The following is a 13,715-nucleotide window of genomic DNA, read 5'->3' on the forward strand; positions in this document are numbered from 1 at the left end:
GTATTTCTGTATTTCTGTATTTCTGTATTTCTGTATTTCTGTATTTCTGTATTTCTGTATTTCTGTATTTCTGTATTTCTGTATTTCTGTATTTACATCATAATCGAAATATGTTACTGTTTTTGATAAAATTTTATTTCATCTTTTTAGTCAGGAGGTTGTATGTCTAAAATTCAAAATCAACCTCATAAAGAGGGGAAAAAACTATCTGCAAAAACTGAAAGCTCATTAAATTTTAAGGTTAGTCCAGAAGAAAAAAGAGAATTTAAATTATTTGCAGTTGAACAAGGAATGACTATGCTCGCCTTGTTAAAAGAGGGATTTGAACTATCAAAGGAAAAGCGTAAAAAATGACTACTGATAGCTCTATTTCTGATAACAACACTGATTGGCTTTTTCAATTTAGCACAAATAGAGAACCACCCATTGTAGAAGGTTTGGTTTATGTAGATTCGTATACTCCTGTTGATCATCCTCCTGAAGTTGTTTCCGTAATGGAAAAGGCTCAGTTATTTGGTGCAAAAGCTGTTTTATTTGAATCTGAACAAAATGGACGGCTTACCCCTCAAGCTTTTATTTTTAGTGCTTCAGAAGGTGATTCTGATCAAGAATTTGCTATGTTACACAAACGCCTTTGGAGTTGGGGGGGAGTCCCTTTAATCTATAGGGCGACTTCTGGCTGTATTCAACTTTTTCGTTGCGCACATAAACCAGATTTTATAAAGAATAATAATGAACAACTTATTTTTAATCCTATCCGGACTTTAAAGTTAGGTACAAAAATTGCACAGAGCGAATTATGGTGGGATATTACACGACTTCGTAATGGTACAATTTGGGATAATAAACAGGCATGTGATTTGTTGTTATCTGCACACAAATCTGCACATCGTAAATTAGTAGAAGAAGTTAGGTCTCTAAGCAACTTATTAACAAAGAAAAATTTGCTAAATAGCAGTTTGCGCAGAAGACTACTTATTTTATCATTATTAATTGCTTATCTAGAAGAGCGCTCTATTTTATTACCTACCGATTTTGAAAAAATTAAAACTAATGCTAAAAGTTTTTTTGATATCTTACAGGATGGCTCTGCCCTTATAGACTTACTGTATGTTCTTGAAGACCGATTTAATGGGCATGTGTTTTCTTTAACAGATGAGGAACGCAGTTTACTTCTGAACAGTAATGATCTTCATTACTATGCCACATTAATTAATGGTTATACTGATTCAAATGGTCAACTTAACTTTTGGAAACTTTACTCATTTAAAGATCTTCCTGTTGAGTTGATTAGTAATATATATCAACTTTTTGTAAATGACACAGCTAGCTCTATCTATACTCCCCCTGCTTTAGTTCGATTAATATTAGATGAAACCTTAAGCTGGAAACGGCTTGATGATTTAATGGCAGGCACTGGTATAATTCTTGATCCTGCTTGTGGTTCAGGTGTCTTTCTAGTTGAAGCATTTAAAAGGCTTATTCTTCACTGGCGTTTACGAAATAATTGGAAAAAACCAAATGTTGATACTTTACGGCTATTAATCCAAAAAGTACATGGAATCGATCTGGAACGAGGTGCAGTCGAATTAGCTGCTTTTAGTTTATGTTTAAGCCTTTGTGATGCATTAGAACCAGAAGATATTTATAAAACCCATAAACTTTTTCCAAATCTAATGGGAAATACATTACATGCCAGCTGTTTCTTTGAAGCAAAAGAACTAGGTTTAGTTAAACAACCAATTTCCATTGTAATTGGTAATCCGCCTTTTATATCTTCACTATCGACAGAAGGAGCTAAACGTAGCTATCACTCATATTCTCTTCAACATGGAAAATTACCAGATAAACAATTAGCATACCTATTTTTACATGATGCTATGGAGATGATTTCCAGTGGTGGCATATTGGCGATGATTGAACCATCAGGGTTTATATATAATCAAAATGCTAATCAATTCCGCAATGATTTTCTTTTAAAATGGAAAGTACGGGAAATATTAGATTTCGTATCTATTAGAGGGTTATTTAAAAAAGGTGATGCTGATCCCAAAATTGTGATTGTTATTGCTGAGTCTTTAAAACCAATATCTGATGATAAAATACTGCATGCAGTATTTAGACGAAATGGTCGGGCAAAAGCGGAACAAAGATTTGATATTGATTATTACGATTTGCATTGGTTAACAAATGAGTTAGCTATTAAATCAAATTACATTTGGCGTGCGAATTTATTTGGTGGGAGACGTTTTTTATCCTTTATTGAAAGATTACAAAAATATCCTACTTTACGTGAATATGTAAAACAAAATGATTGGGATATTGGTGAAGGCTATATTGCAGGATTACAAAGCAAGCACAAACCTATAGATCATTTAATTGGTAAACCGTTACTACCCACAAATGCTCTTACAAATCAAGGGATTGATAATTCTTTAATTACCACTGTTCCTAATAGAACAATTGAAAGCCCTAGATCCGTAAGACGCTTCACTCCACCATTACTATTAATAAAAGAAAGTGAAAATTTACAAAATGATCTTTGGACTGATCATTATTTAACATATAAGAATGAAATTGTTGGCATCTCCTGCTCAACGAATGACATAAATAAACTTCAGAATGTAAAAACTTGGTTAGATAAAGAATCCATTGCTTTGCAAGCTTATGTTGCAGGTATAAGCTCTAGACTTATTACTCAAAGGGCTACTGTCATTTTTGCAGGCGATATTTTCTCTTTGCCATATTTAGAAAATGGAGATCTTGATCTTAGTATTAACGATAAAATAATTGCTGAAGATATTGTTAACTATCAAAGAGATTATATTCGTCTCGGCTTAGATTCTATTCTTATGGATCAGGTAAAAGAGGATGAATTAGCATCCTTTGATTCAGTCTTTACATCTCTAATTAATAAAATCTATTATAAAAATCAATTGAAAGAGATTGATTCTCACACTTGGTCTGGTGCAATTTGTAAAGTTTATGCTTTTGGCGAAGGTAAGATAGATTGGACAGGCTCTGAAGAGTTGCATAATAAAATCGACCTATTATTAAAAGAGCATCATGGGACATCTTTATCCATCACTCGTATAACACGTATTTATGATCAAAATTTTATATTTTTATTAAAACCAGATAATCATAGATTTTGGACTAGATCTATAGCCTTACGAGATGGTGATGATGTATTAGCCGATCTTCGGCTACAGGGGTTTTAAAATGTTGGCAGATAAAAATAACTACCAAAGCCTTACAGGAAGATTAAGCAAAGGAACTCATCTTCCAGGTGAGTGGCTAGCTACTTTAACTAAATTTATTTTCGATACATTAGTAGAATGGCGTGACAATCCTTTACGCCCAAAAGAAAGCAGTGAAACTATACTATCATCACAATTATGTAGTGATCTAAATAGTGCATCAAGACATCAAGGATGGGATTTTGTACAATTCAAACAAGAAGAACCTGACGGTGTCTACACAAATAGAAGAATTGATCTAGCTGCCACACCATGCGGTACTATAATTTGGCTCGAAGGAGTCCAATATAATCAATATCAAACTTTACTTCCCATAGAATGTAAACGCCTCCCAATCCCTACAGACCCCAAAAGAGACCCTAGAGAATATTTATATACCAATCTGTCAAGTACAGGTGGTGTTCAACGCTTTAAAACGGGGCATCATGGAGCAAAACATATACATGCTTTAATGATTGGCTATGTGCAAAAGCAAAATATTTTATATTGGAATAAACAACTAAATGAATGGGTTCAACAGCTATGTGATGAAAGCTTGCCAAATTGGTCACTAGATGATCAATGTATATTAACTGAACATAAAATGACGGAAAAAGTAGCAAGGTTAAATTCCATACATAGCCGGAGCACTCCACTTCCACCGATTAACATCACTCATCTCTGGGTGGAAATGTAAAAATCTATATCATCAACTTTAAGAAAATCTATAACGCTGATTAACTTTAACAAATTGCTTATTCAAGTATATATTAATCTGAACTTTTTTTGCTCATCGGCTCATTCAATTTAGCAATACTTAGTCCATATTTATGAGCATTGTATTGCCACACTACAAACTGCTCTAACAGCATAGCGTTTTCTTTTTCCAGTCTGGCATTCTTGACTTCCAAAGCCTCAATTCTAGTTTGAGCAATTTTTAAACTAGGAGGTAATTTCTGTGTTGGATTACTCTTAACCCGTGTAGATTTTGGTTTTTTGCATTGATCATAGGCATTCTTAATTCGTACATATTTCTGTAATGTTTGACGAGTTGGCGCAGGCACAAACTCTAGCTGTAGCTCAATAGCGTTACATAGGAGTTCCCAGGTCAATTTCTGATCTAAAGGCCAATAATCAAGAAGCTCTACAATATTCTCGATGTCTTTATCGGTTAAATGCTGTGCCATATCAAATCCATAAATCCATTTGCAATGCAGGACTGAGCAAATGTGGTTCATCCTCTATCTTTTTACGTTGAGTATTCTCAATAACGGGGATACGTTTATGACCTGCTTTTTGATATGCTAAATCGAGATGTGTAACATCGTCAGAAGGGGGCAGACTCAAAGGTGTTCCATCGGGAATGTTTGGATCATCCAGTAGAGTAATCATCTGTTCACAACGTTTGATTGTAAGCTCTCTAGTTTGCAACCAGACCGTTGCACCAGTAACATTTTTACTCACAGCCTCTTTATCCTTTACCCATAAGAGTTTTTCTTTTCTAAGTCGATCTTGAAGCCGTTTTTTCTTTTCTTCATCCCCCTTAATACAGACATGCTCTGTACAATTCAAACAGTTTCTATACTTTAGGCAGGGCTCATCAATATATGAATGTGTGCAAAGCCCAAACTCAGTTGTATGCATGGACAATGTTGTTCTAGTATTTAACTCCTGTAGAGTTCGAGGTGTAGCGATCTGGAATGCAAATGTACTATCAGTATTTACTGAACCAACCTCATTTTTCTGCATCTCAATTAAGCCATAATTACGATCTTCAACAGTTGTATGGTCATATACTCGATTTTGCTTCATATCAGCTCGGCCTGACCATTTGGCGAGTAATATGCTATCCATTCCATTAGTATTTGCTATCGTATTCAATAAATGTCGAAACTGATGGGTAGACATACTATAGTCACCATATCCCCACCGTTGAAAAATAGATTGGACATTTGATAACTCATCTTTTCCTCTTAATTTCTTTTTGGTTGGTGATAAATCTTCATTTAAGGTATCAATATGTGGTATCCATAATTCTGAGAAAATAGTCGCTTTATCACTATGGAATTGGTTTGCGAAACAACAAAATAAGGCTTCTGACCATTTAACCTGAATACCATTACCTGTTTTAAAAGGTATATAAGGAAAACCTTTAGGTAATCTATTTCTCAGAATAATATTTAAATCATTTAGGCAGACTTCGTAATCACTAATAGGAATACCTCTTGTTTTTAAAAACTTTATACCGGCGTTATTCGAGTTTTCATAAGAAGATATATCCAATCCCATCGCTAATAGTACATCAGAACGCTTTAAGAACTGATCATCAGGCACTTTAGGACAAAGCTCATGTCTTGGAAATTTATCGCTTGTCTCAAGCAAATATGCTAAATGTCTAGGCTTTTCTGACATCTTTTTTAAACGTGCAATTGCCCGTTTGGCCGTTGGAATCATGGTACTCGGAATATATTTAATGTCATACCCAAAATTTTTTTGTCCATACCATCTAATACCGAATACTTTTTCAAGATTAGAACCATCTGCCACAAGCCCTAAACTGCTCTTAGAGAGCGCTTGGACTTCTTCTTCGTGGATACAATTATGCTTTAAGAAAAACAGTTCTGATGCTCGTTCTGGTGCAGATAGAAGCAACCCAACAGCACTGGTGACAAAAATATCTCTATCTGACAACTCAGAATCTTTCCGTGAGAAAATATCAGCTAATGCAAAAATCGCATCTTCATCTGGAAGTTTAGATGCTCTATGTTCCTCGGACTCTGTATCTAATACAATTGATTTATCAGAAGGCTTTTTAATCGGATTTTTCCATTCTGGTAAAGCAACTATTTTTAATTTCCGAATAAAGTCCAATAGAATTTTTAATTGTCTACCTACATGATACGCAGAACTTGCTTTATAGTTTATCTTTGCATTCTCAGCAGCTAAGTCAAAATCTGCAATAACCAATTTAGTTAAATCAACTTCACCATATCGGTCTAAGCATATTTGTTCTATTGCCCGAATTGAAAGAATTGTATCTTGCGTTTTTAACTTACTATTAGTCCTTTGATACTTAACATACGCCTTGGCAAACTCTATAATTGAATGATGCAAAAGATTTTCAGGTGATCTATCTTTGGATGAAATACCTGTTTTGACAAAGTTTACTTCGCCTTTCCAATAATTCTTTTCAAATCTAATATCTTCATTTAATTCTGGTAACTGTTTAACAAAATCAATAAACCGCTTAATTTCGGAGTAAGGAGACTGGATTTTATCAGATAGAAAATATATTAAATTATCCATGATTAAACTCCTTACAAGCATCAATTACTTGCTGAACAGCAATAATTGTTCGATCATTCACGGCAACGATTTCAAGGTTACACCCCATCTTAACTAGATCATCTCGTTCTTGAATTAATTGCTCTAAAATCAGATGATGCGGTGCATTTGCCCAAGGCATAAACTTACTACATAGATAACATGCGATTGGCGCATAATCGTTACAGTATTGATGCGTACCACATGAGCCAACGTCACAATCCTGCTCTACGCAAGAAATTCTATTAGCATCTTTAATTTGTGATTGGGCTTCTATCTCATCCTTTACAACTTTTCCCTGAAAAGCATCTGCATATTTGCGTAAACTCTCATCCATGATAGATGATATTTGCTGTGCAATTTCTGGCACACTTTGTACATAGCAATGTGCATTTTGGGTGTCATGGTGATCCAATAATTTTGCAATGACATTTACGCCTGCTTTTTGCCTCGCAGCATTTGTACCAAGCGTATAGCGGAACCTATAAGAAGTTACGAATATTGGTTTACCTGTTTCCCTTGAACGAACCCCAAGCTTTCTTACCGCATCTTTTAATTTTTGGGTGAGTTGAACCGTGGGCAAATGAATAATTTCATTCGGTAAAATTTGCGAAATTTCCTTTTCATTGCCCCAATCTAACTCTGTTAGTTTTTCAAGATCATAAAATAATGGTAGTTCATCAACTTCCTGTTTTAATAATTCTCGATTAATTGCATTACTCAATATTTGTTCCAGAATCCGAATATGCTCAAATAAAATTTGAGCGATACTTTCACGAATTCCAACTTCACTAAAAGCAAATCGGAATCCACTAGCACTTCTAACTTTAGCTCTCGGAATGTTAAGTATATGAACTTCATTTTTATCATTAAAATTATACTTATCCGATACGTATAAGTCTTTTATCTTTAATCCTGCAATTTGGATTGGTCTTCTACCAGTCGCACAGAAAATACGAATTAAAGCAGCCTCGTAATAAGAAATCTTATTTTCTGCTAAATATTCGTTGGTTCTAGTGATAATTGCTTGAAATTCAAATGGGCTAAATGGGCCTTCATCTGGATCAAGGGAAAGGACTGCTGCTCCTTTTTCATTGCCACTTAATCTCCATGAATCCATTAAATCATAAATTTCATCATCTACTGAGGAAAAACCCAAATCATATAGTTTTTTCAAAAAAACTCTTAGCATTGCTACTTTGTATTCATCCTTTTTTGATGAATAAAAATTTTTATAATTTAAAAGACCTTTAATTGAAAAATGATCTTCTCCTGTAATATCGGAATATTTAACAATATATTCACACATGTTTGCTGTATGTGAACTTGAGCTATACTTAGCAAAATGAGCCAAAGTCATGACAATTTCTGATTGAACAGAAAATTCATAATTTCGTACTCGAGAGATATCTATAGTTTTATTGATATCTAATACCCATTTCTGATCATCGATAGTAAATTCATATCCTTTGAATGAGGTAAAGGTATTTTGTGATTCATCGAAACTATCGGTTTGAATTGATTTATTCATTTTCATCCTCAAATTTTTCTTGGATACTTAAATAAATCTCTACAGCACGCTTATTCTCTGCACGTCTTGAATATCTTCTTGCACTTTGTGAGTTAGGTATCCATCCCATCAGATATGCACGATCATTTTCAACTTGTGATTCTGTGGTTTTGCCTTTTTCCACTAGGATTTGTGACTTCTCAGAAAATTTATCATTCCAAGTATGTCTAAATGCATGAGCATGTACATTGAATAAAACAACTTTAGAAATTTCATAAAATATTTTATCTAAAGCATTGATTGATAAAGGCTGGCCTTTATTTGATAAAATCAAAAAGTCTGTTAGCTCTGCATTAGGTACTGTTGACCTATAATTTAAAATATAAGTTTCTAATTTTCTCTTCAGATTTTGATTGACTGCAATTGATCGACTTCTGGTTTTAACCAAAGGTTGATATAGCCTAGAATCACGTTCATCATGAGGATTACGCTTAATAGTAAGATATGATGTAACACCTTGAGAGGGGGTTATATCTGTAATCTTTAAATTTAATAATTCACCTTTACGACATCCAAGATATAAAAACAAATAGATAATTAGCTCATTTCTATAAGTAAGATAATCTGATGTCCAGATACGATTCTGATTATCAGGATCAACCGCCTTGAGAATTTTATTTAATTGATTACTATCAAAAGATTTGTATTCAGACTGAATATCCATGAACTTACGAGGTCTACGAGATTTTAACAAACGTTTTGTACTTGTTATTGCTGATGAATGAAGATGCGTCTCAAACCATCCAATATATTCAGCAAAATTAGTTAACCGCCTATATATTAATTGTTTAGATACATAGTCCTGAGTAACAACCAATTTTGCTCTAGATCGCTCTTTATTATTACTTTTTGGAAAACTTATGATCTTTGTTTTTGAATCTGCCCCACCTAATCGACTGCGATTGAAACTGGTTAAATTTACTATGGCTTCTATTTCGTTTAGTTTTAAAAAATCTTTACTTTTTATCCTTTGTTCCAAGTCAATTCCTAACTTATCCAACAACTGAAAGAGCAACTTAATATCTTCCAAAATAGCTGAAATTGTATTGATTGATTGACCACGATTTCTTAAATGAATGATCGTATATAAATTTGGATAAGTCATAGGAACACCATCACTATTCAAAAGAACAGCGAATCGCTCACCACTACTCATTACAAATCTTTTAACAGACATCATGGTTAAATTTAACAAAATATCTCAGTATCAAATATCATAATATATAAGTAAAAAAATTTACAGAACCATTTCTAGTATCTGTAAATTTTATTTGTAACTAACTACTAATAAAGAATAATTTAATAAACTTTACAAAACATAGTCTCTAGGGTGTGTCAGAACGGTAAGTCATCATCTAAATCCGCAGGGGCAGCAGTAGGTGCTGATGGTGTAGCTGCAGGTTTAGGCGATTGAAAACCTTGATTTACGTTGTTTCCGCCATTGCCATAGCCACCTTGTGGATTGGCATTGCCGTAACCACCACCTTGATTACCTTGATTCGCATAACCGCCACCACCTTGGTTGTTGTTAAAACCACCTTGCTGGTTGTTATTGAAACGTGGTTGGTTATAACCACCATTGTCAGCAGCAGCGCCTTCACCTTGTTGACGGTTGTTGTCAAGCATCTGCATTTGTTCGCCACGAATTTCAGTGGTATAGCGCTCTTGACCATTTTGATCCGTCCACTGACGGGTACGTAAAGAACCTTCAATATAAACTTTTGAACCTTTACGTAAATACTGCTGTGCAATCTCACCTAAACGGTTGTGCAATACAATACGATGCCATTCCGTTTGTTCTTTTCTTTCACCGGAATTTTTGTCTGTCCAAGATTCACTTGTCGCAATTGAAAATTGAGTGAGAGAACCCCCATTTGGGAAAGTTTTAGTCTCAGGATCACGACCTAAAGTACCAACTAAAATAACTTTATTTACACCACGCATTAGATGTTATCTTCCTATTCGATTCTATGTTTTACTTTATAAGAGTTATGTTTAAATGGCTACCTCTTTCCCAAACAACTGCGTTAAATGTTGTCGCGCAGCATCATCAATTTGCTGTTTATCAACTTTTATATACGCAACTTGCTGGTCAGACATAACCACAACTTCCTCAATACCACGAATTGACAACAACTGAGAAGTCCAATTATCGGTTTGTTTATCCTCAGGCAATCGTAATACGATTGATGTTAAATATCGTGGTTGAGCTAGCCCAAAACTAATGAGCAACCAAAGTATAGCAATAGCTGATAAGACACTCCAACCCATTGTTGTATTATTGAGCAAAATTAATTGCCCACCAAGTGTCCCACCAAAAAAAGCCCCTAAAAATTGAGCACTTGCATTGACGCCCATCGCTGTTGCTTTGGATTGAATCGGCGCTGCTTTAGACAGCCATGATGGGAGTAATGCTTCCATGACATTAAAGGCAATAAAGAACAATCCAAGGCCTAACAACAAGACATATTTGGATTCATAACCAAAAATCAGAATGACTAATCCTGCTATAATTCCCGCAATTGCCGTTAGAAAAATGCTGCGCATTTTACGGTATTTTTCAGCCAGAATAATGCTCGGAAATGCAAAGAACAGACTGATGACCAACAAAGGCAAGTAAACAATGCCATGTTGCGCCAAAGGGATCCCAGCAAAATTGATCAATTGAGAAGGCACATAAACAAACATTGCGGTAAGCAATAAGTGCAACGCAAAAACTGAAACATGCAGACGATTCAGATCGCCCATTTTTAAGATTTGTTTGAGCTGATGCAGATAACCTTGTTTAAAGTTTTTATGATGACGGATGGTTTTAGGCACCATAAACAACATGAAAATTGCCAATAACCCCATAATTGTTGTTACCCAGAATAGCCCTGAAATCCCCACCAAACTGGTGAGCCAAGGTCCTAAACTAAAAGCCACAACAAAAGATAAACCGATACTCATGCCCATCACAGCCATGGCTTTGGTTCGATTCTCTTCACGGGTGACATCAGCCAGCAAAGCCATAACAACCGCAGATACAGCGCCAGCTCCAGCAATCGCACGGCCAATAATGACCCCATAAATGGTTTCAGACATTGCCGCAACAGCACCACCCAAAGCAAACAGCAGTAAGCCAAAAATAATCAAAGGTTTACGACTAAAACGATCTGCCCATAAGCTAAAAGGAATTTGCAGAAGTGCTTGGCTGAGGCCATAGACACCGACCGCTAAACCGATCAAAGCAGGTGTCGCATACTGATAGGACTGACCAACCACCGCAAACACAGGGATAATCATGAACAACCCCAACATGCGTAAAGCAAAAATACTACTTAATGCAAAGGTCGAGCGGCGTTCTAAAGGATTCATCATATCTACTGGCTTATCAAAACTGGCGAGCTAATTATCAAACACATCATCGCATATTGTGGCAACTTTGTGGAAACATTGAGCATAAAAAAGAGCACTGTTAAAGTGCTCTTGTATTGTAATCTCTTTTCTTAAAAAAGGATTAACTCTGTTGTTCAATTCGCTTGTTATATTGAATTGATGCAATGACTGCCCAAACAATAAATGCAACCCCAATCAAACCAGTGACTACTTCAGGTACATGTAAACCTGTACCACTTGCAATCATGATAAATGCCAAAGCGCCAATAGCATAATGCGCACCATGCTCAAGGTAGATATAGGCATCAAGTGTACCTTTATCGACCAAGTAGATTGTCATTGAACGAACAAACATCGCACCAATAGCTAAACCGAGCATAATAATGACAACATCAGAGGTAATCGCAAATGCACCGATTACGCCGTCAAAACTAAAGGATGCATCTAATACTTCTAGGTAAATAAAGCCACCAATACCAGCTTTGATGACACCTGTAGGTGCACCATTGGCATCATGACCCACAGCATTGCCGTCTTCATCTACTTCTGGCTCGCCACCTAGTAGATGACTGAGTACTTGTACACCGATATAAATCACGATGCCCCAAATACCTGCCATTGTGACCACAAGGCGTTTCGCTTCATCTACATTTGCAGCCATAATCAGCAATGCAACTAGAGCAAGGAATACCGACATTGCGGGTACATTGGCTAAGTTGGCTAAACGCTTTTCAATCCATTTAAACCAATGGGTATCTTTACCTTCATCCAAGAAAAAGTTTAAAAATACCAACAACAAGAATGAACCACCAAAAGCGGCGATTTCAGCATGATGTGCCAATAATTTTTCTGAGTATTGAATTGGATCATTTAATGCCATTTTCACAACATCAAACATGCCCATATCCGCTGTGACTGCAACAATCACAACCGGAAATACCAGTCGCATACCAAACACAGCAATCAAAATACCAACGGTTAAAAAGATCATTTTCCAGAAATGATCCCAATTACGCAGTACAGATGCATTTACAACAGCATTGTCAAAAGACAGAGACACTTCCATAACAGCAAGAATTGCCGTAATGGTCAGTGCAGAGAGCATGGCTTGCACGCCTGCATTTGGACCATGGGTAAAGCCCCAATATGCAGAGATTGCCAAACACACGATCGTAAAAAATATTGAGAAACCAAAATGTTTCATCATGGGAATTCGACCTACGGAGAATAGTTTTTGAATCAGAAAACTGAAATAAAAATCGCGTTTTTAATGCGCACATTATGACGACTTTTTCACATTTATCCAAAGTTCTTTGTCATATTTTTATGCAAATACAATCGAATTTTCTGCATTCAAATACCTAAAGCAATTTAGAGTTGCTATAGTCTTGCAAACTGAAATCATTTTATAACTTGAATCATTGCATAGGAAAACGGCATGTCTTTTTCTCAAGACGTTTGGCAACGTAATCTTGCTTTATATAACAAAACTTTAGAGCTTCCATTTAACCAAGAACTTGCGACAGGCTCATTAAACAAGGAAGCTTTTTGTCATTATGTGATTCAGGATGCGCATTATCTGGTGGCATATGGTCGTGCATTGGCTGTCTGTGGTGCAAAAGCATTTGATGCTGACGATATCATCCAATTTACCCAAGGTGCGAAAGAAGCGATTGTTGTAGAACGTAGCCTACACGATGGATTTATGAAAGATTTTGGGATTAGCAAAGCTGACTTTGAGAATACCCCGCTTACCCTTGCCTGCCATCACTACACAGCTTTTTTAACTGCGACGGCTTGGTCTGAAAGCTATCCTGTGGTTTTGGCTTCGTTACTGCCTTGCTTCTGGATTTATGCAGAAGTTGGAAAAGATATTGTGAGTAAATCTATTGCCAATAATCCATATCAAGCATGGATCGATACTTATTCAGGTGAAGAGTTTAACCAAGCAGTTAAAAATGTTTTAGCAACGATTGACCGTATTGCAGAACATTGCGATGCAGATACCCTTGAGAAAATGCATAAAGCCTATACCAAAGGCGCTGAATTAGAATGGTTGTTCTGGGATAGCGCTTATCATCAAAGACAATGGTTAGGCTTAGATCAGTAATACAATTTTATTGAAAATTTCCGATGTATATAAGGTGAATAATTAATCTACTTCATGTATCACATCTACAACTATCCCTTATAAAACTGAGGGA

General features: G+C 35.7%; 11 protein-coding genes. 4 read left to right on the plus strand and 7 right to left on the minus strand.

The window, feature by feature from the left end:
• Positions 1-162 precede the first annotated feature (162 nt).
• Genes AC4CVF_RS17780 through AC4CVF_RS17790 form a run of 3 tightly spaced genes read left to right on the plus strand, consistent with a single transcriptional unit; the run spans position 163 to position 3,936 of the window.
• Entirely contained in the window at positions 163-354 is a 192-nt protein-coding gene (locus tag AC4CVF_RS17780; protein ID WP_016651362.1) for a hypothetical protein, read from the plus strand.
• On the plus strand, positions 351-3,221 hold the full coding sequence (locus tag AC4CVF_RS17785; RefSeq protein ID WP_016651361.1) for an HsdM family class I SAM-dependent methyltransferase: 2,871 nt from the start codon (positions 351-353) through the stop codon (positions 3,219-3,221). Before AC4CVF_RS17780 ends, AC4CVF_RS17785 begins: the two co-directional genes overlap by 4 nt.
• Position 3,222: 1 nt before the next feature.
• Positions 3,223-3,936, plus strand: a complete 714-nt coding sequence (locus AC4CVF_RS17790) for a hypothetical protein (RefSeq protein WP_016651360.1) — start codon at positions 3,223-3,225, stop codon at positions 3,934-3,936.
• Between the two features lie 73 nt (positions 3,937-4,009).
• Here the strand turns inward: AC4CVF_RS17790 and AC4CVF_RS17795 are convergent, their stop codons facing one another.
• The 7 genes from AC4CVF_RS17795 to AC4CVF_RS17825 form a co-directional block, all read right to left on the minus strand.
• Positions 4,010-4,426, minus strand: a complete 417-nt coding sequence (locus AC4CVF_RS17795) for a hypothetical protein (protein WP_016651359.1) — start codon at positions 4,424-4,426, stop codon at positions 4,010-4,012.
• 1 nt (position 4,427) lies between these two features.
• A complete protein-coding gene (locus tag AC4CVF_RS17800; protein WP_016651358.1) occupies positions 4,428-6,545 on the minus strand; it encodes a hypothetical protein in 2,118 nt (705 codons plus the stop codon).
• Positions 6,538-8,094, minus strand: a complete 1,557-nt coding sequence (locus AC4CVF_RS17805; RefSeq protein WP_016651357.1) for a site-specific integrase — start codon at positions 8,092-8,094, stop codon at positions 6,538-6,540. Before AC4CVF_RS17805 ends, AC4CVF_RS17800 begins: the two co-directional genes overlap by 8 nt.
• The gene (locus tag AC4CVF_RS17810) at positions 8,087-9,313 is read right to left on the minus strand and encodes a site-specific integrase (protein ID WP_016651356.1); all 1,227 of its coding nucleotides are present in this window, start codon (positions 9,311-9,313) and stop codon (positions 8,087-8,089) included. The genes AC4CVF_RS17805 and AC4CVF_RS17810 overlap by 8 nt, the downstream gene beginning before the upstream one ends.
• A gap of 155 nt (positions 9,314-9,468) precedes the next feature.
• Positions 9,469-10,077 (minus strand): single-stranded DNA-binding protein, encoded by a 609-nt coding sequence (gene ssb / locus AC4CVF_RS17815; RefSeq protein WP_105713882.1) that lies wholly within the window; start codon positions 10,075-10,077, stop codon positions 9,469-9,471.
• Between the two features lie 51 nt (positions 10,078-10,128).
• Positions 10,129-11,493 (minus strand): MFS transporter, encoded by a 1,365-nt coding sequence (locus AC4CVF_RS17820; protein WP_419819747.1) that lies wholly within the window; start codon positions 11,491-11,493, stop codon positions 10,129-10,131.
• A gap of 139 nt (positions 11,494-11,632) precedes the next feature.
• Positions 11,633-12,715, minus strand: coding sequence for a DUF475 domain-containing protein (locus tag AC4CVF_RS17825; RefSeq protein ID WP_171066888.1), 1,083 nt, complete (start codon positions 12,713-12,715; stop codon positions 11,633-11,635).
• Positions 12,716-12,949: 234 nt separating this feature from the next.
• Between AC4CVF_RS17825 and tenA the strand changes: the two genes are divergently transcribed.
• The gene (gene tenA / locus AC4CVF_RS17830; RefSeq protein WP_490789786.1) at positions 12,950-13,621 is read left to right on the plus strand and encodes a thiaminase II; all 672 of its coding nucleotides are present in this window, start codon (positions 12,950-12,952) and stop codon (positions 13,619-13,621) included.
• The last annotated feature ends 94 nt before the right edge of the window (positions 13,622-13,715 follow it).

This window comes from Acinetobacter sp. LipI_19, assembly GCF_058242925.1.

Bases quoted from the DNA above. Each gene is read 5' to 3' on its own strand.
- AC4CVF_RS17780 (WP_016651362.1), top strand. From the start codon at position 163: ATGTCTAAAATTCAAAATCAACCTCATAAAGAGGGGAAAAAACTATCT.
- AC4CVF_RS17785 (WP_016651361.1), top strand. From the start codon at position 351: ATGACTACTGATAGCTCTATTTCTGATAACAACACTGATTGGCTTTTT.
- AC4CVF_RS17790 (WP_016651360.1), top strand. From the start codon at position 3,223: ATGTTGGCAGATAAAAATAACTACCAAAGCCTTACAGGAAGATTAAGC.
- AC4CVF_RS17795 (WP_016651359.1), bottom strand. From the start codon at position 4,426: ATGGCACAGCATTTAACCGATAAAGACATCGAGAATATTGTAGAGCTT.
- AC4CVF_RS17800 (WP_016651358.1), bottom strand. From the start codon at position 6,545: ATGGATAATTTAATATATTTTCTATCTGATAAAATCCAGTCTCCTTAC.
- AC4CVF_RS17805 (WP_016651357.1), bottom strand. From the start codon at position 8,094: ATGAATAAATCAATTCAAACCGATAGTTTCGATGAATCACAAAATACC.
- AC4CVF_RS17810 (WP_016651356.1), bottom strand. From the start codon at position 9,313: ATGATGTCTGTTAAAAGATTTGTAATGAGTAGTGGTGAGCGATTCGCT.
- ssb (WP_105713882.1), bottom strand. From the start codon at position 10,077: ATGCGTGGTGTAAATAAAGTTATTTTAGTTGGTACTTTAGGTCGTGAT.
- AC4CVF_RS17820 (WP_419819747.1), bottom strand. From the start codon at position 11,493: ATGATGAATCCTTTAGAACGCCGCTCGACCTTTGCATTAAGTAGTATT.
- AC4CVF_RS17825 (WP_171066888.1), bottom strand. From the start codon at position 12,715: ATGAAACATTTTGGTTTCTCAATATTTTTTACGATCGTGTGTTTGGCA.
- tenA (WP_490789786.1), top strand. From the start codon at position 12,950: ATGTCTTTTTCTCAAGACGTTTGGCAACGTAATCTTGCTTTATATAAC.